General features: G+C 71.0%; 23 protein-coding genes. 8 read left to right on the top strand and 15 right to left on the bottom strand.

Annotated features, from left to right (window positions below):
- Window positions 1-49: 49 nt before the first annotated feature.
- From ABT369_RS12120 to ABT369_RS12105, 4 genes are read right to left on the bottom strand one after another with little or no spacing between them, the layout of a single operon-like run.
- Window positions 50-1,834, bottom strand: a complete 1,785-nt coding sequence (locus ABT369_RS12120; protein WP_502891731.1) for an ABC transporter ATP-binding protein — start codon at window positions 1,832-1,834, stop codon at window positions 50-52.
- Window positions 1,824-3,578: an ABC transporter ATP-binding protein gene (locus ABT369_RS12115; RefSeq protein ID WP_350611770.1), complete on the bottom strand. Its 1,755-nt coding sequence runs from the start codon at window positions 3,576-3,578 to the stop codon at window positions 1,824-1,826. The genes ABT369_RS12120 and ABT369_RS12115 overlap by 11 nt, the downstream gene beginning before the upstream one ends.
- Window positions 3,579-3,620: 42 nt before the next feature.
- Window positions 3,621-4,061, bottom strand: a complete 441-nt coding sequence (locus ABT369_RS12110) for a methylated-DNA--[protein]-cysteine S-methyltransferase (RefSeq protein WP_350611870.1) — start codon at window positions 4,059-4,061, stop codon at window positions 3,621-3,623.
- 44 nt (window positions 4,062-4,105) lie between these two features.
- Window positions 4,106-5,509, bottom strand: coding sequence for an AlkA N-terminal domain-containing protein (locus ABT369_RS12105; protein ID WP_350611769.1), 1,404 nt, complete (start codon window positions 5,507-5,509; stop codon window positions 4,106-4,108).
- An 85-nt stretch (window positions 5,510-5,594) separates the two neighbouring features.
- Here ABT369_RS12105 and ABT369_RS12100 point away from each other — a divergent pair, with 85 nt between their 5' ends.
- Both ABT369_RS12100 and ABT369_RS12095 read left to right on the top strand, forming a co-directional pair.
- The gene (locus tag ABT369_RS12100; protein ID WP_350611768.1) at window positions 5,595-6,119 is read left to right on the top strand and encodes a hypothetical protein; all 525 of its coding nucleotides are present in this window, start codon (window positions 5,595-5,597) and stop codon (window positions 6,117-6,119) included.
- A 57-nt stretch (window positions 6,120-6,176) separates the two neighbouring features.
- On the top strand, window positions 6,177-7,136 hold the full coding sequence (locus tag ABT369_RS12095; RefSeq protein WP_350611767.1) for a helix-turn-helix domain-containing protein: 960 nt from the start codon (window positions 6,177-6,179) through the stop codon (window positions 7,134-7,136).
- An 810-nt stretch (window positions 7,137-7,946) separates the two neighbouring features.
- On the opposite strand, the gene ABT369_RS12090 is transcribed toward ABT369_RS12095, so the two are convergent.
- The gene (locus tag ABT369_RS12090; RefSeq protein ID WP_350611766.1) at window positions 7,947-8,765 is read right to left on the bottom strand and encodes an AAC(3) family N-acetyltransferase; all 819 of its coding nucleotides are present in this window, start codon (window positions 8,763-8,765) and stop codon (window positions 7,947-7,949) included.
- Between the two features lie 450 nt (window positions 8,766-9,215).
- Between ABT369_RS12090 and ABT369_RS12085 the strand changes: the two genes are divergently transcribed.
- Genes ABT369_RS12085 through ABT369_RS12075 form a run of 3 tightly spaced genes read left to right on the top strand, consistent with a single transcriptional unit; the run spans window position 9,216 to window position 11,622 of the window.
- Window positions 9,216-10,049 carry a sugar phosphate isomerase/epimerase family protein gene (locus tag ABT369_RS12085; protein ID WP_350611765.1) on the top strand — a complete coding sequence of 278 codons (834 nt, stop codon included), beginning with the start codon at window positions 9,216-9,218 and terminating at the stop codon, window positions 10,047-10,049.
- A gap of 26 nt (window positions 10,050-10,075) precedes the next feature.
- Window positions 10,076-11,149 (top strand): redox-regulated ATPase YchF, encoded by a 1,074-nt coding sequence (ychF, locus tag ABT369_RS12080; protein ID WP_350611764.1) that lies wholly within the window; start codon window positions 10,076-10,078, stop codon window positions 11,147-11,149.
- Between the two features lie 8 nt (window positions 11,150-11,157).
- Window positions 11,158-11,622 (top strand): DUF8821 family protein, encoded by a 465-nt coding sequence (locus ABT369_RS12075; protein ID WP_350611763.1) that lies wholly within the window; start codon window positions 11,158-11,160, stop codon window positions 11,620-11,622.
- Window positions 11,623-11,938: 316 nt separating this feature from the next.
- Here the strand turns inward: ABT369_RS12075 and ABT369_RS12070 are convergent, their stop codons facing one another.
- Window positions 11,939-12,256 carry a pterin dehydratase gene (locus ABT369_RS12070; RefSeq protein ID WP_350611762.1) on the bottom strand — a complete coding sequence of 106 codons (318 nt, stop codon included), beginning with the start codon at window positions 12,254-12,256 and terminating at the stop codon, window positions 11,939-11,941.
- Between the two features lie 164 nt (window positions 12,257-12,420).
- On the opposite strand from ABT369_RS12070, the gene ABT369_RS12065 reads away from it, so the two are divergent.
- Window positions 12,421-12,855: a (deoxy)nucleoside triphosphate pyrophosphohydrolase gene (locus ABT369_RS12065; protein WP_350611761.1), complete on the top strand. Its 435-nt coding sequence runs from the start codon at window positions 12,421-12,423 to the stop codon at window positions 12,853-12,855.
- 23 nt (window positions 12,856-12,878) lie between these two features.
- Entirely contained in the window at window positions 12,879-13,364 is a 486-nt protein-coding gene (locus ABT369_RS12060; RefSeq protein WP_350611760.1) for a DUF1990 domain-containing protein, read from the top strand.
- 34 nt (window positions 13,365-13,398) lie between these two features.
- Here the strand turns inward: ABT369_RS12060 and ABT369_RS12055 are convergent, their stop codons facing one another.
- The 9 genes from ABT369_RS12055 to ABT369_RS12015 all read right to left on the bottom strand — a co-directional run bounded on the left by ABT369_RS12055 (window position 13,399) and on the right by ABT369_RS12015 (window position 23,616).
- Window positions 13,399-14,382: a succinate dehydrogenase/fumarate reductase iron-sulfur subunit gene (locus ABT369_RS12055; RefSeq protein WP_350611759.1), complete on the bottom strand. Its 984-nt coding sequence runs from the start codon at window positions 14,380-14,382 to the stop codon at window positions 13,399-13,401.
- Window positions 14,382-16,247 (bottom strand): fumarate reductase/succinate dehydrogenase flavoprotein subunit, encoded by a 1,866-nt coding sequence (locus ABT369_RS12050; RefSeq protein ID WP_350611758.1) that lies wholly within the window; start codon window positions 16,245-16,247, stop codon window positions 14,382-14,384. Before ABT369_RS12050 ends, ABT369_RS12055 begins: the two co-directional genes overlap by 1 nt.
- 9 nt (window positions 16,248-16,256) lie before the next feature.
- Window positions 16,257-17,078, bottom strand: coding sequence for a succinate dehydrogenase subunit SdhC (gene sdhC, locus ABT369_RS12045; RefSeq protein ID WP_350611757.1), 822 nt, complete (start codon window positions 17,076-17,078; stop codon window positions 16,257-16,259).
- A 391-nt stretch (window positions 17,079-17,469) separates the two neighbouring features.
- The gene (locus tag ABT369_RS12040) at window positions 17,470-18,849 is read right to left on the bottom strand and encodes a TldD/PmbA family protein (protein WP_350611756.1); all 1,380 of its coding nucleotides are present in this window, start codon (window positions 18,847-18,849) and stop codon (window positions 17,470-17,472) included.
- A gap of 102 nt (window positions 18,850-18,951) precedes the next feature.
- Window positions 18,952-20,388: a TldD/PmbA family protein gene (locus ABT369_RS12035; RefSeq protein WP_350611755.1), complete on the bottom strand. Its 1,437-nt coding sequence runs from the start codon at window positions 20,386-20,388 to the stop codon at window positions 18,952-18,954.
- A gap of 63 nt (window positions 20,389-20,451) precedes the next feature.
- The gene (locus ABT369_RS12030; protein WP_350611754.1) at window positions 20,452-20,736 is read right to left on the bottom strand and encodes a 4a-hydroxytetrahydrobiopterin dehydratase; all 285 of its coding nucleotides are present in this window, start codon (window positions 20,734-20,736) and stop codon (window positions 20,452-20,454) included.
- Between the two features lie 83 nt (window positions 20,737-20,819).
- A complete protein-coding gene (locus tag ABT369_RS12025; RefSeq protein ID WP_350611753.1) occupies window positions 20,820-21,869 on the bottom strand; it encodes a S8 family serine peptidase in 1,050 nt (349 codons plus the stop codon).
- A gap of 35 nt (window positions 21,870-21,904) precedes the next feature.
- Window positions 21,905-23,179, bottom strand: coding sequence for a hypothetical protein (locus ABT369_RS12020; protein WP_350611752.1), 1,275 nt, complete (start codon window positions 23,177-23,179; stop codon window positions 21,905-21,907).
- Complete coding sequence (locus ABT369_RS12015) at window positions 23,176-23,616, bottom strand: hypothetical protein (protein WP_350611751.1); 441 nt, start codon at window positions 23,614-23,616, stop codon at window positions 23,176-23,178. Before ABT369_RS12015 ends, ABT369_RS12020 begins: the two co-directional genes overlap by 4 nt.
- A 71-nt stretch (window positions 23,617-23,687) precedes the next feature.
- Here ABT369_RS12015 and ABT369_RS12010 point away from each other — a divergent pair, with 71 nt between their 5' ends.
- Window positions 23,688-24,557, top strand: coding sequence for a hypothetical protein (locus tag ABT369_RS12010; RefSeq protein WP_350611750.1), 870 nt, complete (start codon window positions 23,688-23,690; stop codon window positions 24,555-24,557).
- The last annotated feature ends 21 nt before the right edge of the window (window positions 24,558-24,578 follow it).

Here is a 24,578-nt window from a genome sequence, read left to right as displayed (position 1 = left end):
CCGCCATTCATGCGACCGGGCGGAGATCGCTGTCAAGTACCCGACAGATCTAGAGCAAGGAGTCGCGCCACTGGGCGTGCAGGTCGGCGTAGTGGCCGCCGCCGCCGACCAGGGTCGCGGGCGGGCCGTCCTCGACGATCCGGCCGCCCGACATGACCAGCACGCGGTCGGCGATCTCCACTGTGGACAGGCGGTGCGCGATCACCAGCGCGGTGCGCGAGGCCAGGATCGTGCGCAGCGCCTGCTGGACGAGCCGCTCGCTCGGGATGTCCAGCGAGGACGTCGCCTCGTCGAGAATCAGCACCGCGGGGTCGGCCAAGAAGGCACGCGCGAACGCCACGAGTTGGCGTTGTCCGGCCGAAAGGCGTCCCCCGCGCTTGCGAACGTCGGTGTCGTAGCCCTGCGGCAGCCCCTGGATGAAGGCGTCCGCGCCGATCGCCGCGGCCGCCGCCTCCACCTCGGCCCGCGTCGCGCCCGGGCGGCCGAAGGCGATGTTGTCGGCGACGGTGCCGGAGAACAGGTAGTTCTCCTGGGTCACCATCACGATGGCCCGGCGCAGGTCGTCCTCGGCGAGCGAGCGCAGGTCGACGCCGTCGAGCGCCACCGTGCCGGCGGTCGGGTCGTAGAACCGGGCGACGAGCTTGGCCAGCGTGGACTTCCCGGCTCCGGTCGCGCCGACCAGCGCGATCGTCTGTCCGGCCGGGACGAACAGGTCCAGCGGCGGCAGCACCGGGCGCCCGGCGTCGTAGGCGAACTCGACCGCGTCGAAGGCGAGCTCGCCCCGCGCCGCGGTGAGCCGGACCGGCGAGCGCGGCTCGGCGACCGCCGGGGGCTCGTCCAGGACCGCCGCCAGCTTCTCCAGGGCGGCCGTCGCGGACTGCAGGGTGTTGTAGAACTGCGACAGCTCCTGCATCGGCTCGTAGAACCGCCGCAGGTACAGCAGGAACGCGGCCAGCACCCCGACCTCGGTGTGCCCGTGCAGCACCCGCCAGCCGCCGTAGGTGAGCACCACGGCGATCGAGACGTTGCCGATCATCTTGATCGAGGGGGAGTACGTCGCGACGAGCCGTTGCGCGTGCAGGCTCGCCCGCCGGTAGTCGTCGTTGACCGCGGCGAAGATCTCGTCGTTGCGCCGCTCGCGCCGGAACGCCTGCACCGCCCGGATGCCGCCCAGCGACTCGACGAAGTGGATGATGACCAGCGCGATCGTCTCGCGGGTCCGCCGGTAGGCCCGCGCGCTGGCCCGCTGGAACCAGCGCGAGAGCCACAGCAGGAACGGGAACGACGCGAGCGTGACCAGCGCCAGCGGCAGGTCCAGCCACAGCAGGATGCCGGCCACCGAGAGCACCGACAGCGCGGCGAGCACCAGGTCGTCCAGGGCCCCGTCGGTGAGCTCGGAGATGTTGTCGACGTCGCTGGTGAGCCGCGCGATGACCCGGCCCGAGGTGAACCGCTCGTGGAAGCCGATCGACAGCCGCTGCAGGTGGTTGTAGACGCGGGTGCGCAGGTCGAGCAGCACCGCGTTGCCGACCCGGCCGGACATCGCCAGGAACGCGCGCCGGGTGCCGAACTCGGCCGCGGTGGCCACCCCGAACAGCACGGTGACGAGCACGAGCGTCGGCGGGTGCCCGATGCCCCGGTCGATGCCGAGCTTCACCAGCAGGGGGCCGGCCATCCCGGCCAGGTTCTGGGTCAGCAGCAGCGCGACGAGCATGCCGATGGCGGCCCGGTGCGGGCGCAGCAGGGAGCCGAGCAGCCGCCGGCTGGCCACGCGCTCGGTCGGGTCGGGCTCCTCCGTCGCGGTACCCCGCCACCGCTGGACGTCAAGCGCCACGCAGCACCTCGCGATAGCCGGGGCAGGTGGCCAGCAGGTGCGAGTGGGTGCCGATCGCGGCCAGGCGGCCGTCCTGCAGGAACGCGACGCGGTCGGCGAGGGCGATCGTCGAGGGCCGGTGTACCACCAGCAGCGCCGTCGTCCCCGCGAGCACCGTCGCCAGCGCCGACTCGACGAGCGCCTCCGTGTGCACGTCCAGCGCCGACAGCGGGTCGTCGAGCACGAGCACCCGCGGCCGCCCGACGACCGCGCGGGCCAGGGCCAGGCGCTGGCGCTGGCCGCCCGAGAGCGAGAGCCCCTGCTCGCCGATGCGCGTGTCGAGGCCCCAGGGGAGGTCGTACGCGAACCCGGCCTGCGCGATCTCGAGCGCCTCGGCGATCTCGGCGTCGGTCGCGTCCGTCCGCCCGAGCGTCAGGTTCTCCCGCACGCTCATCGAGAACAGCGTCGGGTCCTCGAACGCGGTGCCCACGATCCGCCGCAGCGAGTCGAGCCGCAGGTCGCGCACGTCGTGCCCGTCGATGGTGATCGCCCCGGCGTCGACGTCGTAGAGCCGGGGCACCAGCGAGACCAGCGTGGTCTTGCCGCTGGCGGTGAGCCCGACGATCGCGACCGTCTCGCCCGGCTCGACCTCCAGGTCGATGCCGCGCAGCACCGGCCGGCCCGGCTCGTAGCCGAACGCCACGCCGGCGAAGCGCACCCGGCCCTCCACTGTGGACGGGCTGACGGCGCCCGGGCGGTCCACGATGGACGGCGGGGTGTCGAGCACCTCGTAGATGCGCACGGACGCGCTCATCGCCTCCTGCGCGTTGGCGATGATCCAGCCGAGGATGTCGATCGGCCAGACCAGCATCACCTGCAGCGCCACGAACGCGACCAGCGTGCCGACGGTGAGCTGGCCCCTGGAGACCTGCACGGCGCCCGCGACCAGCACGACCGCGAGCGTCACGTTGGGCACCAGGTCGAACTGCGAGAGCGTGCGGGCCACCATGCGGCTCTTGCCCACGCCGAGGTCGTGCACGTGCCGGGCGCCGCCGGTGAAGTGCTCGCTCATGTGGTCGCGCCGGCCGAACGCGCGGATCACCCGGATGCCCTGGGCCGACTCCTCGACCCGCGTGGTGAGGTCGCCGATGGCGTCCTGCAGCTCGCGGGAGGCGGCGAAGTACCGCCCGGTGAACCGCCGCACGATCAGGAACAGCGGGATCGCGCTGAGCGCCACGAACACGCCCAGCGGCCAGTACAGGTGGATCAGCAGGCCCGACACGGCCAGGTAGGTGGCCAGGTTGAGCACGAAGAAGAAGAGCCCGAAGGACAGGAAGCGCCGGATCGAGGACAGGTCCGACGTGGCGCGCGAGAGCAGCTGCCCGGACTGCCATTGATCGTGGAACTCGATCGGGAGGCGTTGCAGGTGGGCGTACAGGTCCTCGCGCAGCCGCGCCTCCATGCCCACCGAGGAGGCCGACTGGGCCCAGCGCCGCACGAAGCTCAGCACGCTCTCGCACACCCCGAGCGCGATCGCGAGCCCGCCCAGCAGGAACAGCCCGCGCTCGTCGCCGTGGCGCACCGGGCCGTCGACGACGCGCTGGATGAGCAGGGGGATCGCGAGGCTGGCGGCGGTGGACAGCACCGCGGCGGCCATCGACCACGCGGTGAGCCGGTAGTACGGCCGCAGGTACACCCGCATCCGCCACAGCGCGTGAGCCTTACTCGACCGCCGCGCCTGCGGGGGCGCGGCGGTCGTTGACATGCCTCTAAGCTACGGCGCCATCACATCGGCGCCAACCGATATTCAGATGGCTTCATGATCCAGCAGCCAGCGCTTGACCGGCAGCCCCCAGCGGAACCCGCCGAGCGTCCCGTCCAGGCGCAGCACCCGGTGGCAGGGCACGAACAGGGCCGCGGCGTTGGTCGCGCAGGCCATCGCGGCCGCGCGCACCGCGGCCGGGCGTCCGGCCCGCTCGGCGAACTCGGTGTAGGTCACCGGCGCGCCCGCGGGCACCTGCCGCAGCACGTCCCACGCGTGCGCGATGAACGCACCGCCACGCTGGCGCACCGCGACGCCGTCGATCGCGGTCAGGTCACCGTCCACATAGGATTTCAGAGCCTTCAGCGGTACCCCCGGATCGGCGCGCCGCTCGACCGTGCCCGAGAGCTTCGCCAGCGCCATGAGCCCGGGCACGTCGGTGGTCCAGCCGCTGGCCAGCACCGTCTCGTCCGCGTCGGTGAGCATCGTGAACTCCCCGGCCGGGGTGTCGGTCGTCGTCCAAAAAACGTTCACAGCATCCTCCAGAGTCGAATGGCGGCGTAGGACCGCCAGGGCCGCCAGCGCTCGGCGTGGGCGGCGAGGGCCTTCGGGGTGTCCGGGAGCCCGGTGGCCCGCGCCCCCCGCAGCACCCCGAGATCGGTCGGCAGGAAGGCGTCGGGGTCGCCGAGGGCGCGCATCGCCGTGTACTGCGCGGTCCAGTCCCCGATGCCGGGCAGCGCCTTGAGCCGCTCGACGGTCTCCTCGCGGTCGCCGCCGCCGTCGAGGTCGAGCGCGCCCTCGGCGACCGCGGCCGCGAGCCCGCGCAGGGTGCGCCGGCGCGCCTCGGGCATCGCGAACGCCTCGTCCGGCAGCGCCAGCAGCTCCGGCGCGGTCGGGAACAGCCCGGCGTCGGCGGCGATGAGCTTGCGCAGCACCGTGCGCGCGGCGGCGACCGAGATCTGCTGGCCGACCACGGCCCGCACGGCGATCTCGAAGCCGTCGGTGGCGCGCGGCACCCGCACGCCCTCCTCCTTGAGCACCATCGGCGCCAGGGCCGGGTCGGCGCCGAGCACGGCGTCGACGGCGGCCGGGTCGGCGTCGAGGTCGAACAGCCGCCGGCAGCGCGCCACCGCCGGGGCGAGGTCGCGCAGGTCGGTCAGGCGCAGCGTGGCGGCGACGTGGCCCTCCCGCGGGGTCAGCGTCGCCCGGCCGGGGCCGTGGGGCAGGCGCAGGTTGCGGTGGTAGCCCTCCTCGTCCAGCCCGTCGATCCCGGCTACCGCCCGGTCGCCGAGGAACGTCAGCAGCGCCTCGGCGTGCAGGGGAGCGCGATACGGCAGCCGTACCGTCACCACACCCTCGTCCACCTCCGGCTGCGTGCGCCGCTCGCGCATCTGCGACGGGGTGCGGCCGTAGATCTCGCGGATCGTGTCGTTGAACTGCCGCACGCTGCCGAACCCGGCCGCGAACGCGATGTCGGCCAGCCCGAGCCCGGTCGTCTCGATGAGCACCCGCGCCGTCTGCGCGCGCTGGGCCCGGGCCAGCGCCAGCGGCCCGGCCCCCACCTCGGCGGTGAGCATGCGGTGCAGGTGGCGCTCGGTGTACCCGAGCCGGCCCGCGAGCCCGGGCACCCCGTCGCGGTCGACCACCCCGTCGGCGATGAGCCGCATCGCGCGCCCGACCACGTCGCCGCGCACGTCCCAGTCGGGCGAGCCCGGCGCCGCGTCGGGCCGGCAGCGCAGGCACGCGCGGAAGCCCTCGCGCTGCGCGGCCGCCGCCGTCGGCAGGAACCGCACGTTCTCCCGCTTCGGCGTGATGGCCGGGCAGGACGGGCGGCAATAGATCTTGGTCGACTTGACCGCGGTGACGAACACGCCGTCGAAGCGCGAGTCACGGCTGGTGGCCGCCTTGCGGCAGGTTTCGAAGTCGAGTTCCACGACTCCATCCTGCCCCGCGCACGACCCGGCGACTGGCGGGATTCGGACGTCCATGTGGGCGGTCGCCGGCCCTAGTCTGGTGCGCATGACTGACCACGAGGCCACCGAGGGACTTGAGGCCGCCGACCCCGAGCCGCGGATCGTCCAGGTCCACGGCGAGCACGGCGAGACCATTTACGCACTGGACCAGGACGGCGACAACGTGGCCGACGCGGCCGCGTACGACGACGACAACGACGGCGTGATCGACCGGATCGCGATCGACACCGACGGCGACGGCACGCTCGAGACCGAGCTGCGCGACCTCGACGGCGACGGGCGCATCGACGCGGTCTTCGTGGACACCGACGGCGACGGCCACAAGGACGTCGCGATCCTCGACTCCGACGGCGACGGAGAGTTCGACCGCGTGATCGTCGACTCCGACGGCGACGGGCGCATCGACACCGACATCCGCGACACCAACCACGACGGCCGGGCCGACTACATCGCCCGCGACGAGGACGGCGACGGCCGCCGCGACTACACCATCACCGACAGTGACCACGACGGCCGCTTCGACACCGTGCACTACGACGACCCGAAGAACGACCCGCTGGCCCAGGCATAAGCGAACCGGCCGCCGCCCCTCTCGTCACGGGCGGCGGCCGTTCGTAGGCTGGCGATCATGTCGGAGGACACGGAGCTGCTGGACCCGGCCGAGCAGAGTGTGTACCGGCTGCTGGTGCGCCTGGCGGTCGCCGGCGCCGACGACCTCGCCGACCGCGCGGACATCCCGGCCGCCGAGGTCGCCCGGCTGCTGGAGTCGCTGCGGGCCAAGGGCCTCGCGCGCGGCGGCCCGATCTTCGAGCCGCTGCCGCCCGACGTCGCGCTCGGCGACGCACTCCTGCGCCGGCAACGCTCGCTGGAGTCCGCGCGGCGGGTGGTGGCGGGGCTCACGGAGGAGTACCGCGAGACCTCCCGGCGACGCATCGCCGACCATCTCGTCGAGATCGTGGTGGGCGCCGCGGCCCTGCGCGAGCGGTTGCGGGACATGCAGGACTCGGCGCAGGAGGAGATCCTGTGGTTCTGCCGCGTCAACCCCATCGCGATGGCCGGCCCCGACAACACCGAGGAGCCCTCGGCGCTGGCGAGGGGGGTCCGGTACCGCGCGATCTACGAACGCGCCCTCATCGAGATGCCCGGCGAGCTCGACGGCATCGCCGCGTCGGTGCGCCGGGGCGAGCGCGCACGGGTGGTCGACGCCCTCCCGGTCCGCTTAGCGATCGCCGACCGCACCATGGCGCTCTGCCCCCTGGTCCCGGACCGCGACCTCGGCCTGGTCGAGCCGACGGCGGCCCTGATCCGGCGGGGCGAGCTGCTGGACGCGTTCGTGGCCCTCTTCGAGGCGACCTGGGAGCGGGCCACCCCGCTGCTGGACGGCGCCGCGGACGCGGGTCCGGCCGGGGCGGACCGGCTGCTGCTGTCGCTGTTCGTGGCCGGCTTCCCGGACAAGTCGATCGCCTCGCAGCTGGGCGTGAGCAAGCGCACCGTGCAGCGGCGGCTGGAGCGGCTGATGGCGACGGCCGCGGTGGACACGCGGGCGGGCCTGGCCTATGAGGCGGGCCGCCGCGGCTGGCTCGCCTGACCTCGCGTCGCACTGCCCTCCTACGGCAGTTTGTACCCGCGCGCGAGTGTCGTGCTTCTCTTTCGCGGCTGACGACGGCGGTGCGCGGTGTCGTGCTTCTTTCTCGCGGCTGACGGCGGTCGTGCTTCTCGCTCGCGTCTGGCGGCGGCGGTTTGTGCCCGCGTGGTGTCGTTGCTCGTGTCCCCGGTCGGGGCTTGGGCGTCGGGGCGCTGTCCCATGGATGGCGCGGCCTATGGCTTCGGCGGCCGTGGATGTGAGGGCGGGCCTGGCCTGTGAGGCGGCGCGGCGAGCCTGGATAGCGTGACGTCTGTCCGCTTGACGCCACGGATGTCCACATCGCGCCATGTCTGCATTACGGCACAGGCCGGACATGTCGCGAGAATGCCTCGGGATTCAGACTTCTCGGTCGGGTGGCCCGGACGATCCCCCCTCAACTGTCCGGTCACCCATGCCCGGGCCGCGTGTCGTCGTTCAGCCCTCCACCTCAGCGACGCCGCGCGGCCCACCCAGTTCCTCGGCCTGCCGCGCACGCCCCCGGGATCGACCGCCACGCATCCAACCGCCGCGCCGTGCCGCGTCCCGCGCGCAGCCGCGCCGCGCCTGCCGCGCCGCGCCTGCCGCGCCCGCCGCGCCGTGCCCGCGTGTCGTGCCCATGCGCCGCGTCCGTGTCCGTGTCCGCGCTGCATGCTCGTCGCGTTGTGCGTTTGTGCACGGTGCGCCCGCGTCCGCGCGTTGGTGCATTGCGCGGTTGTGCGGGAAGGATTGTGCGTTCGTGCGGTCGCGGTGTGGCGATGCGTTGGGTGCGGCGTGTCAGTTGGCGTTTGCGGCCCGCTGAGACAGCCACCGGGCGCCGAAGTCGACCAGTTCGCGCTGTCGCATCAGGCGGGCCGTTCCGGCGCCCACGGGGCCGATGCGCTCGGCTCCGGTGATTTCGGCGAAGTCCTTGGCCAGGGGCTCGAAGAGCGAGGTGTCGTCGTCGAGCTCGCGGTAGGTGACCCATCGGCGGGCTCCGTCCACCACGACGGGGGAGCCTTGGCGGTGGTAGGACTTCGGGGCGTCCGCGCGGTACTCGGCCAGATGCAGCGAGGTGTTGTTGTCGTGTCCGACGCCCAGCAGGAGGACCCAGGCGTCGGCCTCGTACAGCTTGGCCAGCGGTGAGGACTCGCCCAGGCCGTCGTCCAGGTCGTGGCCGGCGGTCAGGTGCTCCGCCAGGGGGCCGAGGGCGGCGAAGGAGACCGTCGGGTGGGCGCTGCGCCGCACGCCGGGGAAGGTGCGGAAGCACTCGACGATCGCGCCCATGTAGCCCGTGGGCGTGGTGCGCGGGTCGTATGCCGGGGTCTCGGCGCGGATGATCTCCCACCAGGGCTCGGGGACCGGGGGGTTGGCCCAGTCGGCGGGCTCGGTCAGGTGGCGTGAGTGGGTCGGCATGACGAGGGTGCCGTCCGGGCCCAGGGCTTGCAGCAGCGCGAGTACCACGGCGTGGGCACCACCGGCCACCCAGCCCAGCCTCGACAGGGAGGAGTGGGTGATCACGGTCGCGCCCGGGGACAGGCCGAGGGCGCGCAGCTGGGCGGCGATGGTGCTGATCGTGCCGGGGTCGGTTGCGCGGGCGACGGCATCGGCTTCCATGGGTTCATCATCGCCGCCGGCCGGCGAGGGTGGCGGATGGCTGTCGGTCCTCCGGGCGGCCGAGGGGCGCGCGCCGTCGGGCCGGGTGGCCGAGGTGGCGCCGTCGTGCCGAACAACCAAAGAACACCGTCGGGCTGGGCGGCTGAGGTGGCGCCGTCGTGCCGAACAACCAAAAAGCACCGTCGGGCTGGGCGGCTGAGGTGGCGCCGTCGTGCCGAACAACCAAAAAGCACCGTCGGGCTGGGTGGCCGAGGTGGCGCCGTCGTGCCGAACAACCAAAAAGCGCCATCGGGCTGGGTGGCCGAGGTGGCGCCGTCGGGCCGCCACGGGACGGGGTGGCAGGTCCTGGCCGGGGACGCCCTGTGCCGCGCGATGCCCGCGTGGCCGGGTGCGCAGGCGGCTTCCCAGCCGATTCGGCGGGGCTCGTATCGGTGTTCCAGAATGTTGGGCATGGTGCGGTGGACGCTGTCCGGGTTCGGGGATGAGATCGATGCGGATCCGGCGGTACAGCTGCCGGTGCTTCTGGCTCTTGGGGCCCGGCACATCGAGGTCCGCAGCGCGTGGGGCGTCAACGTGGCCGAGCTGGGCGACGAGGACGTGGTGCGGCTGGCCGACGTGCTCGCGCGGCACGGGGTCGGGGTCTCGGCCGTCGCGTCGCCGATCGGCAAGTGCGGCGTCTTCGACGATCCGGCTGTCGAGCAGGCGCGGCTGGAGCGGGTGGTGTGGGTCGCTCGGCGGCTTTCCGCGCGGTACGTCCGGCTGTTCTCCTTCTACCGGCCCGACGGCGTCGCGGCGGAGGAGGTGCGCGACACGGTGCTGCGGCGGATGCGCGGGTTCGCCGACGTGGCCGAGCGGGAGTCGGTCGTGCTCGTGCACGAGAACGAGAAGGCGATCTACGGTGACACGCCCGGCCGCGTGCTGGACCTCATCGAGTCCGTGGGGTCGCCGGCGCTGCGGGTGGCGTGGGACAACGCGAACTTCGTGCAGGTGGGCGTGCGGCCCTTCAGCGAGGGTTATGCGATGCTGCGGCCTTTCATCGAGTACCTCCAGGTGAAGGACGCCCGCGCCGCCGACGGCATCGAGGTGCCGGCCGGGGCCGGGGACGGGCAGCTGGCCGAGACGCTGACCGCGCTGCGGGACGACGGCTTCGCGGGGTTCGCCTCGCTCGAGCCGCACCTGTCCGACCCGGCCTTCCCGGACGTGTTGTCGGGGCCGCGGCGGTTCGGGGAGGCGGCCCGGGCGTTTCGCGGGCTGACCGATGCGCTGGGGATCGAACTGGGCTGAGGGCGGGTTGCGTAAGCTGACATGTCGTGGCACTCAGCATCGGCATCGTCGGCCTGCCCAACGTGGGCAAGAGCACCCTGTTCAACGCCCTGACCAAGGGTGACGCGCTCGCGGCGAACTATCCGTTCGCGACCATCGAGCCCAACGTCGGCGTGGTCGGGCTGCCCGACACGCGGCTCGGGCGGCTGGCGGAGCTGTACGACTCGCAGAAGGTCATTCCGGCGCCGGTGTCGTTCGTCGACATCGCCGGGCTGGTGCGCGGGGCCTCGAAGGGGCAGGGGCGCGGCAACGCCTTCCTGGCCAACATCCGCGACGCGTCGGCGATCTGCCAGGTGGTGCGGGCGTTCTCGGACCCGAACGTGGTGCACGTCGACGGCAAGGTCTCGCCGCGCGACGACATCGAGACGATCAACACCGAGCTGATCCTCGCCGACCTGCAGACGATCGAGAAGGCGCTGCCGCGGCTCGAGAAGGAGGCGAAGGTCCGCAAGGAGCGCTCCGGCGTCGCCGCGGCCGCGAAGGCCGCCTCGGAGCTGCTCAACGAGGGCAACACGCTCTACTCGGCCGGTTTCGACGTCTCCGAGCTCGGTGAGCTGCACCTGCTGACCGCCAAGCCGTTCCTGTACGTCTTCAACGTCGACGAGGCCGGCCTCTCCGACGAGGCCTTCCTCGGCGAGCTGCGGGCCCTGGTCGCCCCGGCCGAGGCGATCTTCCTCGACGCCAAGATCGAGTCGGAGCTCACCGACCTCGACGAGGAGGAGGCCCTGGAGCTGCTGGCCTCGATCGGGCAGCCGGAGCCGGGCCTGCACCAGCTGATCCGGGTGGGGTTCCGGACTCTCGGGCTGCAGACGTACCTCACCGCCGGGCCCAAGGAGGCCCGCGCCTGGACGGTTCCGATCGGGGCCACGGCTCCGGAGGCGGCCGGCGTCATCCACTCGGACTTCCAGCGCGGCTTCATCAAGGCCGAGGTGGTGTCGTTCGAGGATCTGATGGCGGCGGGCGCGATGAACGCGGCCAAGGCCGCGGGCAAAGTGCGCATCGAGGGCAAGGACTACGTGATGCAGGACGGCGACGTGGTCGAGTTCCGGTTCAACGTCTAGGAGCACACGTGACGTACGTCGTCGACTTCGAGAGCGTCTCCACCGTCGGGCTGGAGTCCTCGCCCGTGGCCGAGGCCCTGGCCGGCCTGCGCGCCAACGAGGCCCGCTACTTCAAGAACAAGTACGACCACGTCTTCACGGTCGAGTCGGCGTCGCAGGCCGCGGATGCGGTGGCCTACGTGCACCGCATCCTGCTTGAGGAGCGGGACATCACCATCGCCTCCGAGCCGCTGGAGGCGACGTCCTTCGAGGTCGAGGGCATCCGCTGGACCTACGTGTTCTACCGGTCGGGCCTGGCCGTCAACGTGCTCTACACGATCGAGGCCGGCGAGAAGCGAGCAGTGGGCTTCAAGCTCTCCGACGGGATGGACGTCCCGGCCGAGCTGGCGGAGCGCTTCAAGTTCGCTCGCCAGCGGTCCAAGCTGGCCGGCACCATTCGCGGGTCGTTCTTCGTCATCAAGGGCGAGTACTGACGCTGGTTGGTGGGCGGCGCGCACCGCGCGTCGCCCTGCTCGCTCGGCGGATGGCGTCATGAAGCGACGAGGCCGAAGCTGATCAAGTCGCAGTTCTGCGCGGGGCCATCTGACATCTGCATCACCGCGGGGGTGGCGACCCTTGTCTTTGCCCTTGAACCGTGCATATACGAAAAGTCGGATATGTCGCGGCGCGCCAGCGCCCCGACATATCCGCCGGGCGGGAAGCGTGGGCCTGGTGCGGTCTTGCCACTACGGGCGCCGGGATTCCTGGCGGGAGCTACGGTCTGCCGCTGACGCGGCCCGAGCCATGGATTTATGCCGCTCCGGCGATGATGTTCTTGTACAGATCCTCGATGCGCGCGGCGAGCGTGACCTCGCCCGGGGACAGGTCCGACTCGTCGCTGCCGGGCACCCGTAAGCGGATCTGCGTGCGTCCGTCCAGGCGGCGGACGTCCGGGCGGACGCCGACCGCGTCGGCGACCACTTTCATTCGCTCGGTGAGTGCCGCATGCTGGGAATCGTCGAGATGCAACGTCCGGCGGATCTCGCCGCCGTCGTGAGTCCAGCCTTGTAGTAAGGCCAGCGCATCGCTGAGATAGTCACGGTGATCATCGCTCCACCGGGCCCGCATGTCGACCTACCCTCCCTCGGCATCGTTGCCGGCTTGTGGCCGATTCGAAGCCTGCCCGTCATCAACGGTGTCTGCAAGTCTGACTAGCAACCGGTGGATCTGTCCACGGCCACTTTTCCCTCGTCTGGTGAACAACAGGGCATAGCCCGCCACCGGAACTTCATATGGATCTGGCACCCTGGTTGCCCGTGCAGACCGAACGGTTGATGCCACGGATCATCGTCGGCGCGGCGATCATCGCGAATGGGCGGGTTTTGGCGTGCGAGCGCGCCCAGCCGCCCGAAATGGCCGGAAAGTGGGAGTTCCCCGGGGGCAAGGTCGATCCGGGGGAGACCGAGGTGCAGGCGCTGGTCCGCGAGTGCCAGGAGGAGCTCGGCGTCGACGTCGCCGTGGGGGAGCGCGTCGGGGACGACATCGCGATGCTGAACGGGACCGCGATTCTGCGGGTGTACGTCGCGACGCTCCTCGACGGCGCCCAGCCGCTCCCGCTCGAGCACAGTGACCTGCGCTGGCTGGGTGCCGGAGAGCTGGACAGCGTGCCGTGGCTGCCCGCCGACGCGCCGATCGTGCACGCGCTGGAGCCCCTGCTGCCCTCGTAGGCGGCGTTGTTACCTTCGAGCGCGTGGATGTCACCTACGCCGAGGTCGGCGCGACGCGCGAGGGGCCGCTGCCGGCCGGCTATCTGCACGTGACCCGGCGGGCTCGCCTCACGGCGGGGTTTGCCGAGGCGGCCGACGCGCTCGCGCACTGGCGGCCGCAGCGCGGGGCGGGCCTGCGGGTGCGCACCGACGCGGAGCGGGCCGGGCTCGGGGTCGAGTTCGCCTCCGGCATCGGGGCGGGGCCGCTGCGGCTGTGGGTGCCCTGCAAGATCGTGTGGATCGAGGACCGGCCCGGGCGCTTCGGGTTCGGGTTCGGGACGCTCCCGGGGCACGTGGCGACCGGCGAGGAGGCGTTCCTGCTCTCCACCGACGCCGAAGGCGCCGTGTGGTTCGAGGTCCGGGCGTTCAGCCGCCCGGCGAAGTGGTGGACGAAGCTCGGCGCGCCCGTGGCCCGGCTGATGCAGGCCCGGGTCACGGACGGGTACGTCGCCGCGATGCGGGGCCTCTGACCGTCGGCCGGGGCCCCGCATCGCGAGCCGTCACTCAGTGCGGGTGGTTGTACCGCAGCTTCTCCGGCGGCAGCGGGAACTCCTGGTCGTCGCCGAACGGGGAGGCCGCGGCCGCGCGGTCGAGGTAGAGCTCGGCCACGGGGAGCTTGCCGTCGGCGCCCACGGAGGGGTCCTGCGGCACGGGGCCCTGCTGGTTCCAGTGCGAGCCCGTGTCCGCCGCCGCGCCCGTCGGGCTCGACGCGTGGGCCAGCGCCGGCTCGTCCAGCTGGTCACGGCGGAAGATCTTGCGCCCAAGCCAGGTCACCGGGTCGTACCTCCGATCGACAACGCGTTCCTTCATGGGAATGATCGCATTATCAGTGATCTTGATGTGCTCCGGGCAGACTTCGGTGCAGCACTTGGTGATGTTGCAGTAGCCGAGGCCCTGCTCCGCCTGGGCCATCTCCTTGCGGTCACCGCGCGCGTCGAGCGGGTGCATGTCCAGCTCCGCGGCCCGGATGAAGAAGCGGGGGCCGGCGAAGGCCCGCTTGTTCTCCTCGTGGTCGCGGATCACGTGACACACGTTCTGGCACATGTAGCACTCGATGCACTTGCGGAACTCCTGCGAGCGCTCGACATCGATCTGCTGCATGCGGTACTCGCCCGGCTCGACGCCCTTCGGCGGCGCGAAGGCGGGCATCTCGCGGGCCTTCTGGTAGTTGAAGTTGACGTTCGTGACCAGGTCGCGGATCACCGGGAAGGTGCGCAGCGGGGTGACGGTCACGGTCTCGTCGTCGCCGAACGTCGACATCCGGGTCATGCAGCCCAGGCGCGGCTTGCCGTTGATCTCCATCGAGCAGGAGCCGCACTTGCCGGCCTTGCAGTTCCAGCGCACCGCGAGGTCGGGCGTCTGGGTCGCCTGGAGGCGGTGGATGACGTCGAGCACGACCTCGCCCTCGTTGACCTCCACCTGGAAGTCCTCGAGCTGGCCGCCCGTGTCGTCGCCGCGCCAGACGCGGAAGTGGCGATTGGTACCCATCACAGCTCCTCGTCGGTCATGTACTTGGCCAGCTCACTGCGCTCGAACAGGTCCTGCAGCTCCGGACGCATCACCGGCAGCGGCTTGTGCTCGAGCCGGACGTCCTCCCCGTCGAGGGAGCAGACCAGGTTGACCTTGCGCCAGGTCGGGTCCATCTTCGGGTGGTCCTCGCGGGTGTGCCCGCCACGGGACTCGGTGCGCTCGAGCGCCGCCTTCGCCGTGCACTCGGAGACGACGAGCATGTTGCGCAGGTCGAGGGCCAGGTGCCAGCCCGGGTTGTAGCGCCGGCCGCCGGTCGCGCCGACCTTCCTCACCCGCTCCTTGAGCTCGGCCAGGCGCACCAGCGAGTCGCGCAGCTCGCCGTCGCGGCGGATGATGCCGACCAGCGTGCCCATGATGTCCTGCAGCTCCTGGTGCAGCGTGTACGGGTTCTCGCCGCCCTCACCGCGCTGCAGCGGGGCCAGCGCCGTCTCCACGGCCGCCTCGACCGCCGCCGGGGTCGGCTTGCGCCGGCCGGTCTCGGTCGCGTACGCCGCCGCGTGCTCGCCCGCCCGCTTGCCGAACACCAGCAGGTCGGACAGCGAGTTGCCGCCGAGCCGGTTGGAGCCGTGCATGCCGCCGGAGACCTCGCCCGCCGCGAACAGGCCGGGCACCGCCGCGGCCGCCGTGTCGGCGTCGACCTCGACCCCGCCCATCACGTAGTGGCAGGTCGGGCCGACCTCCATGGGCTTCTTGGTGATGTCGACGTCGGCCAGCTCCTTGAACTGGTGGTGCATCGAGGGCAGCCGCTTGATGATCTGCTCGGCGGGCAGGCGGCTGGCGATGTCCAGCAGCACGCCGCCGGCCTGGGTGCCGCGGCCGGCCTTGACCTCGCTGTTGATCGCGCGGGCGACCTCGTCGCGGGGGAGCAGCTCGGGCGGGCGGCGGTTGTTGTCCGGGTCGGAGTACCAGCGGTCGGCCTCATCCTCGGTCTCCGCGTACTGCTTGCGGAAGACGTCGGGGACGTAGTCGAACATGAACCGCTTGCCGTCGGTGTTGCGCAGCACGCCGCCGTCACCGCGGACCGACTCGGTGACCAGGATGCCCTTCACCGAGGGCGGCCACACCATGCCGGTCGGGTGGAACTGCAGGAACTCCATGTTGATCAGCGTCGCGCCGCTGCGCAGGGCGAGGGCGTGGCCGTCACCCGTGTACTCCCACGAGTTCGACGTGACCTTGTAGGACTTGCCCACGCCGCCCGTCGCCAGCACGATCGCCGAGGTCTCGAACAGCACGAAGTCGCCGGACTCGCGGTAGTAGCCGAACGCGCCCGCCACCGCGCCGTTCTCGATGAACAGCTCCGTGATCGTGCACTCCTGGAAGACCCGGATGCGCGCCTCGTAGTCGCCGTGCGCCGCGTAGTCCTCCTGCTGCAGCGAGACGATCTTCTGCTGCAGCGTGCGGATCAGCTCCAGGCCGGTGCGGTCACCGACGTGGGCCAGCCGCGGATACTCGTGTCCGCCGAAGTTGCGCTGGCTGATCTTTCCGTCTTTCGTACGGTCGAACAGCGCGCCGTAGGTCTCGAGCTCCCAGATCCGGTCCGGAGCCTCCTTGGCGTGCAGCTCCGCCATGCGGAAGTTGTTCAGGAACTTGCCGCCGCGCATGGTGTCGCGGAAGTGCACCTGCCAGTTGTCGTTCGCATTGACGTTGCCCATGGCCGCGGCGGCGCCGCCCTCGGCCATGACCGTGTGCGCCTTGCCGAACAGCGACTTCGAGATGATGGCGGTCTTCTTGCCCGCGAGCCGGGCCTCGATGGCGGCCCGCAGCCCGGCGCCGCCCGCACCGATCACCACGACGTCGTAGGTGTGTCGCTCGATGTTCGTCATCGGGGGGTCCTAATTCCAGATTCGAAGGTCGGTGATCCAGTCCGCGGACACGGCCATGATGTACGCGTCCGTGAGGATGACCGTGAACAGCGACGTCATCGCGAACGTGCCGTGCCGCGTGTTGAGCTTGGAGATCAGCGTCCAGAGGCGGTAGCGCACCGGGTGCTTCGAGAAGTGCTTGAGCCGTCCGCCCATCACGTGCCGGCAGGCGTGGCAGCTGGCCGTGTAGCCGGCCAGCGCGAGCACGTTGACCACGATGATGAGCGAGCCGAGCCCGATGCCGAAGCCGCCGTCGGAGCCCTTGAACGCGTGGAAGGCGTCCCAGATGTTGATCAGCAGGATCAGCGACGCCACGTAGAAGAAGTAGCGGTGCGAGTTCATGAAGACCAGCGGGAAGCGGGTCTCGCCGCTGTACTTCTTGTGCGGCTCCTGCACGGCGCACGCCTGCGGCGACATCCAGAGCGACCGGTACCCGCTCTTGCGGTAGTAGTAGCACGTCACCCGGAAGCCGGCGACGAACGGGAACGCGGCCAGGCCCAGCGGGAGCCAGCGCGGGAACGCGCCGAACGGGGTGCCGAAGTGGCTCGACCCTTCGACGCAGGAGTCGCTCAGGCACGGGGAGTACAGCGGGGTCAGGTATCCGTGCTCCGGGACGAAGTACCACTTCGCCATGAAAATCCGGATCGTCGAATAGACGATGAAGAACAGCAGAATCGCCGCGATGGACAGCGGGTAAGTCCGCCACCCGTCCGTCCGCAATGTCTTGGCGCCGATCGCTGCGCGGGGCCCCGCGCCCGAAACTGACCGAGGCCGTGTAGGCGTGGTCGTCATGGTGAGTACTCCCTGGACGGGCTGGTGAAGAGTTCTCTGATGTACCGATCTATGGTCGGTGCACACGTTACGCCCGATCCCGCAGCGACGTGCGTTGGGAGTCTTGCGTGTGCCGACGCGATACCGAAAGACCTTCGCCGAAAGCCCGATGCCCGTTGTGGAGAACTTCACTCCTGGCGCGGTGACCACGCCATTCGCATGATCAAAACTTTGGTTAGGTTTACCTAACTTTGCGCATTGTCCGCTACTTGGCGTCCCGGAGTTAGGACGCCGTGTGGTTGGCGCTTTGCCTTTCCGGCGGTCGACTTGTTGGCGCTTTGGCTCGGGTGCCGTTGCCGCGTTCATCGCCCGGCCCGTTCGACGGGCCGGGTTTTTGCGTCGCGAAGAATCCTCAGCCCGATGCGCCGCCGGTGTAATTCCACGACGCCAGCCGCAGCGCCGGCGCCACGAATCCCGCTTCCGCCCACGGCCCGGGCATCTCCACCGCGTGCGAGCCGATCCCGAGCACGGCTCCGGGGCCGAGCGCTTGCGCATAGGACTGGGTGAAGCGGAAGTTCCGGACCGGCGTGGTGATCCGGCCGTCCTCGATGAGCCAGACCCCGTTGCGGGTGAGCCCGGTGACGACGAGCGTGCGCGGGTCGAGCACCCGGGTGTAGTGGTTGTCCGTCACGAGCAGCCCGCGCTCGACCCCCGCGACGAGCGCCGCGACCGTCGAGTCCGTCGCCGGCCCGTCGACCTCCTGCGGCCCCGGCCCCTCCGTGGGCAGCAGGCGCAGGCTCGACGGGATCGCCCCGAAGCTGGCCCCGCCCGGGATTGCGTGCCCGGTCGACTCCGCCCCGCCCCCGGCCCGCGCCGCCGTCCGGCGATCGTGCACCACCGCGCTCGACACGCCCCGGTCCACGAGCACCACCCGCCGCCGCGGAGTGCCCTCGGCGTCGAACGGGATCGCGGTCGCGTCCGGCTGCGACGCGTCCTCGACCAGCGTCACCGAGGGGTCGAACTGCGCCTCGCCGACCTGCAGGAACGACTGGCGGTCGAGCACCATCTTGGCGTTGAAGCCGTACATCGCGAGCATCTGCAGCACGTCGGAGACCGCGGCCGCCTCGAGCACCACCTCGTACCGCCCTGGCGGCAGCTCCACCGGGTCGACGCCGGCCCGGGCCTTCGCGGCCGCCCGCGCCCCGAGCACCGCGCCGTCGATGTCGCCCAGGCGCACCGCCGCGAGCCGCGCCAGCCCGTCCGAGCTCGAGGTCCGCGCGATGCCGTCCATCGCCGCGCTCGTCCGCGCCGCGGCCAGGTGCTGCCCGGCCGAGTTCGCGTAGACGACCCTGGCCGCGGACGTCCGGCAGTACCCGGCGGTGTCGAGCCCCTCGGCCTGCGCCACGAAGGCTCGCACCCGGGCGGCCCGATCGTCCGGCGACGCCCCCGCGGTCGCGTCGTCCACGTTGCCCGCGAACGCGAGCGGCGCCGGCGGCGCGAGCCCGGGCCACGTCGGATCGGCGGGCGCGAGCCGCATCGAGGCGACCGTGCGCCGCACGAGATCGTCGAGCCCGTCGAGCACCGTCGTCGAGGTGCTGGCCGTGCGGCCGTCCGCGTGCAGGCGCAGCCGCACCCCGGTGATCTCGTCGGCCACGTTCTGATGAATGTACGACCCGGCGAACCGCGTCAGCGCCAGCTCCTGCCGCTCGACGGTCACCTCGGCCTCGATGCCGGCGCCGACCAGCTCCAGCACCCGCTGGGCCAGGTCGGTCTCCGTCGCCGTCACGCTCATCCCCGCACCCCCACGCACGTGTCCAGATCCGTCCCGTTCCCGCTCACCGGCGGGCTCTTCTCTTCCTCGCACCACGGCCACCCGGCTTGCTGCCTTGGGGCGTCATCCGCGGACTCCCACTCGGACGTTCTGGAAGCGGGCCGCGGCGGCCGGGTGGCCGGTGTGGCCGATCTGGCCCGGCTGGCCCTTGCCGCAGTTCGGGGTGCCCCAGGAGACGATCTCCGAGCTCAGCATGTCCATCGAGCCCCAGAATCGGGGGCCGATGCCCGTGTAGGTCGGGTTGCGCAGCATCCGGCCGCGGCGGCCGTTCTTGATCTCCCAGCCGATCTCGCACCCGAACTGGAAGTTGAGGCGCTTGTCGTCGATCGACCAGGAGCGGTTCATGTCCATGAGCACGCCGTCCTCGGTCGCGGCGATCATCTCGTCCAGCGTGTGCGGGCCCGGGAGCAGGCCGACGTTGGTCATCCGGACCATCGGCAGGCGGGCCCAGCCGTCGGCGCGCACGCTGCCCGCGTAGTCCAGCCCCGCCACCGCGGCCGAGTCGCGACCGGCGAGCGTGCCGACCCAGATGCCGTCACGGACCGCGTACCGCTGCTGAGCCGGGGTCCCTTCGTCGTCGTAGCCGAACGACCCCAGCGCACCCGGGATCGTCGGGTCGATGGTGATGTTCATGAGTTCGGAGCCGTACCGAAGCTGATTGATCTTGGCCAGCTCCAGCCACGACGTGCCCGCGAACGCCGCCTCCCACCCGAGGATCCGGTCGAGCTCGATGGCGTGCCCGACGGATTCGTGGATCTGCAGCGCCATCTGCTCGCTGCCGAGGATGAGCGTCGTCTCACCCGCCGGGCACTGCGGCGCCGTCAGCAGCGCCCGCGCCTCCTCGGCGATGCGGGCCGCGTGCGCCGTGAGGTCCAGCTCGTCGACGATCTCCCAGCCGCGCGTGCCGTATTGCCCGCGGTAGGAGGGATACGAGCGCCGCTGGGTCTCGCCGTCACCGATGACCGTGGCCGAGATGCCCGCCCCGGACTCGCGGATGTGCTGGTCGATGCGGTGCCCCTGCGAGGAGACGAACCACTTGCGCGTGTCCCAGATCTGGTACAGCCCCTCGGCGATGTCCGCGCCGGCCTTGTGCGACTCCGCGGTCGCGGCCGTGAGCAGATCGCCCTTGACCGACAGCGCGACCCCGAGCGGGTCCACCTCGCACGCACTGGCCCAGGAGTCCACGCGCGCCTCGACCCCGACGAGGTCGACCGCCGGCCCCGGCACCGTGGCCGAGGCCCGCGCGATCGCCGTCGCCCGCTCGCCCGCGTGCTTGGCGGCCGCGGAGCCCAAGTCCGGCACCGCGAAAAAGCCCCAGCTCGAACCCACCAGTGCCCGAACACCGACGCCCGCGTCCTCGTCCTGGCTCAACTCCTCGATCTCGCCGTTGCGGGCGGTCATCGACTCGGAGCGGCGGTGCATCACGCGGGCATCGGCATACCGGGCGCCGGCTGCGAGAGCCGCCTCCACCGCCGCGGTCGCCACGTCGAAGTGGGTCATGGTTGGACCCTACCGAGGGGGTATGACACTTTGGGCGGACACGACCCTACGTCGATGTCTTGGCTACCCGATCAACTCGTTGATCTGCCGCGCCAGCGCGAGGTCCTTCTCGGTCACCCCGCCGGCCGAGTGCGTGGAGAGCCGGAAGGTGAGCGTCCGCCAGCGAATGTCGATGTCGGGGTGATGATCGGCCGCCTCGGCCACGTGCGCGACCTCGGCGACCAGCCGGATACCGTCGAGGAACGAGGAGGCGGTCACCGAGCGCTCGATGCCTTCCGCGTCGCCGGACCAGCCCGCGAGCTCACCGAGCGCGGCGGAGACGTCGTCATTGCCGAGTACGTCAGCCATGCCCCGAACCTACTCCCGCGGCCGGCGACTGCGGAGGACGATCGCCGGAGCATGAGCTTCCTGGCGGGTGAGGCGCCGGAGGGTCACGGGCGGCGTCTGCGGCTGCGGATGATGCTCTGGAGTACGGCGATGAAGACCATGACGACGACGGCGGCGCTGATGGCGGCGATGACGGCTGCTGTCCGGCCGTCACCTTCGCTGCTTGCCGCTGGTGGGGATGGGGAGGCGCTGATCGGGGCGGGGGACAGGTCGGCGGTGAGGGCTTTGACGAGGTCGATGACGCCGTAGCCGTACACGGGATCCTTGCCCGGCTCGCCCTTGTCCTGTGCCGTCTCGGTCAGGCGCCGAACCACGTCGGGGCCTTTGAGCTGCGGATACTTCGCGCGGATCAAAGCCACAGCCCCGACGACGAGGGCGTTGGCATCGCTTGTACCGGTGGCCGTGCGCGTTTTGCCGAAGGCGTCGACCGCGGTGATGTCGACGCCAGGGGCGACCAGGGTGAGCTCGGGTCCTGCGACGGAGATCGCCGCGCGGTCGCCATTTCGGTCCACGGCGCCGACCGCGACAACACCCGGGACGTAGGCGGGAAACTCGACGCTCCCGGCCTTGGGTTTATTGCCCGCGGCGGCGACCACGACGACGTCGGCGGTGAGGGCCTTGGTGATCGCGGTGCGTACGACCTTGGTGTCACTGGTGGCGATTGAGAGGCAGATGACCTTGGCGCCCTTGCTCACGGCGTAGTCGATGGCGGCGGCGACATCGCGTGGGTCGCCGCCGTAGTCGATGTTGCGTGACAATTGGATCGGCAAGATTGTGGCTTTGGGGGCGATGCCAAGCACGCCGGTGCCAGTGCCGCGGCCCCGTCCGGCGATGAGAGCTGCCATGGCTGTGCCGTGGCCCACCGGGTCATGGGTCCCGTCGCCCGTGTTGCCGCCGAAGTCCTTGCCGGGCACCACTGCTCCGGAGAGGTCCGGCACGCTTGCCTCGACGCCGGAGTCGGCGACGGCTACGAGGACGCCGTCGCCCCGGCTGAGTTGTTGCGCCTCGGAGATGTGCATGAAGCCCAGGTGCCACTGCTGGTCGCGGACGTTGTCAGCCAACGCCGGAGTAGGAAACACCACGGCGGCCAGCACCGCCGTGACCAGCGGTAGCGGCAGTCGTCGCGAAATCAACGGTCGATGCCGATCACACCGGGCGGCACGTCGCCTGTGGGTCTGGCCGGTGGCGCCTCGAGCACGGGAGCCACGCCCTCCTCCACCTGCCACACCTCGTCCTCCGGGTGCTGTCGTCCGGTCCGGCGCTGGGCGTACGCCTCGTAACTGCGGTCCCGCCAGCCGCCACCCGGCAGGCGCTCGCCGCTCTCAGCGCCCGGCTCGGCCGCAGGCAGATGGCGAGTGTCGCGCAGGGGAGACCGCGCAGACCGGCCGATGGCGCCCGACCGGCCAAACGATCCAGGGCCGCCGATGACGCCGTGTTCGCCAAGCGGACCCTGGGGCGGACGACCGGCGGATGGTTGGGCCGGTGGCCGCCCAATGAGGCCGTTCGTGGGCATCAACCGACCTGGAAGCGGGCTGGTCATTGGCGGCAGCGGTAGCGGCGTGCGCGGTGCGGGTGCTGGCGATACGGCTGGTGCGGTCGGCGGGGGTGGCATCAGCACCGGCGGAAGCGCCGGTGCCGGGCTTGCGGTCAGGAACGGCCCCAGGTCGACGGTCACCGGCGGGGTTGCTGGTCCCGGGCTGGCATTGATCAGTTCCAGATTGGGCTGGGGTGGATCGAACACGGGAGGTGGCAGGCTTCGGCTGGTCCCGTTCGATCTGCTACCGCCGCGCGGTTTGGATGGCGTAGGCGGTGCCGGCATCTCGTCCAGACGATTCATCTTTGGCATGACGACCGGCTGGGCGGTGGCAGCGGCCACCTTCGCATCGGTGTCATCCATGATGGCGCGCGCCTGCTTGTCGAGTTCCTCGCGATGCAGGCGTAGCACTGCATCCGTTGCGAAATCGGGCATGTCAATGCCTGGTGCCCAGCTGTCGGGCAGAGTACCGATCATCGGGCCGGCCGGCGTCTTGGCGAGGTACGCCCGCCAGGCAGCCCTCGGATCGTCGTAGGCGTCGTGCAGCGGCTTGATCCGCTCTTGCGCCGTGATCAACGCGCCGGTCACCTTGCTGAACGTCGCCTTGGCCTGACCAGCCGCCTCCTGCGCACCGGTCATGGAAACGATGGTCTGGTCGATCTGGTCGAGAAATGCGCGAGCTGCGGGGCTGCCCTCCGGGTGCCACGCGTCGGCGAGTTCTTGGCGCAGCCGTTCCAGGTTGCCGATCTGGGCGCCGAGCATCGAGTGCTTCGCCGCCCAGCCGCGCATGGCCTCGGCGTGCTCGGCGGCGCTTTCATGCGCCACCATCGCCCAGAGTTCGCGCACGGTGTAGTGCTGGTAGACGCTCATGCGCCACCGTCGTGCACGTCGCGCCGCTCCTCGACCAGGTCATCACGGTTCAAGATCTGCTTGGCCCGGTACGCGGCCTGCTCGGACGCGGTCAGCTCCATCGCCGCGCCGCCCTCGACAGCGCCCAAGAAGCCGGCAGAGTCGACGTCGGCATCGAGGTAGGTCGTGACGATTTCCTTCGCCGTCCTGGCCATGGCGCCCGTGTTGTGGGACAGCGTCGACAAGAACGAGACGGCCTCGCTCATCACCAGCCAGTACTGCACGGCCGCGTCCTGGACGGCTGGGCTGGCGCTGCGGATGCCGAAGGCGCCGTAGGACTGCAGTTGGTACGTCACGAAGTCCGTCGTCGGGGCGATGTCCTTGTCCACGTACGACTGGAGGCTCGCGCCGAACGCGCGTACGCCCTCCGGGTCGATCTTGATTTGCTTGTCCGCCACGGTGTTCCTCCCCGTCCCGTGTATCGACGTGCTTAAGGTAGCGGGAGCGGTGCTGGAGTAGAAAGGACGATATGTCGATCCGTGCGGTAACCCGGGAACTGCTCGTGCGCTGTGTCGACACCTGGGCGCCCGGGAATCTGCATGCGCCTCATGGTGCGGCGTTTCTCTACGCGTCCGCGCGGGGGATCGATCATGACGCGGCCGAGGCGGCGTTGCGCGCGTTCGGGGAGTTTGGGGATCGGCTTCGCGGGCGGCTTACGCTGCTGTTCGTCGCGCCTGGAACCGAGGCGTTGGCGGGGCGGTTGGCGGCTGTGCAGCGTGAAATCGGTACACCTGCGGAAATGGCGGTTCACGTTGTGCCCGGCGGCAATGTGGGCGCCGTTCTCAAGGCGGCCGGAGCCGCGAGTGGGCCACTGCTGGCAATGGTCGACGACAGCATTGCGAAAAGCTTCAAAGCGGCCGTCGTACTCCTCACAGCCCCCGCCGGTACCTGGGCGAAACAACGCGCGGAACTGCACGCGGCGGGGCTGGGGCTCACCGCGGGTGTCGAGTTGGTCGATGGCGAGAGCGAAATGCTCGTCGGCTTCGGCACGCGCTCGGACAAGAGCCTGGAGTCGTTCAAGAGCGAGCTGTGGGCGCTGGACGAGTACGCCGGCGTGCGCTATCGCGACCCGCGTGACCCCGAGGGGCACCTGATGGACATCTCGCTGGAGCCGAACCCGGGCGCACTGCGGCGCGAGCTCCTGGCGCGGCTCGGTGACGGCGGGCTCACGGTCACCGAGCTCAAGCGGTTCGCGCTCACGGACACGGTGTACCGCGCCGCCGACGCCCAGAAGCTCATTATCGCGCTGCTGCACTCCGGCGCCGTGCGGCGCTCACCCGAGGGCGGGCGCCTCGGCGGCGACGTGGTGATCAGCCTGGCGCCCGCCGCGAACGGCTGATTACCAACTGGCGACCAGCCC

The sequence above is a fragment of the Dactylosporangium sp. NPDC000244 genome, from assembly GCF_040300725.1.
In the GTDB taxonomy this organism is placed as follows: domain Bacteria; phylum Actinomycetota; class Actinomycetes; order Mycobacteriales; family Micromonosporaceae; genus Dactylosporangium.
Note: the sequence above shows the minus strand (reverse complement) of the source record. Positions and strands in the feature narration are given on the sequence as shown.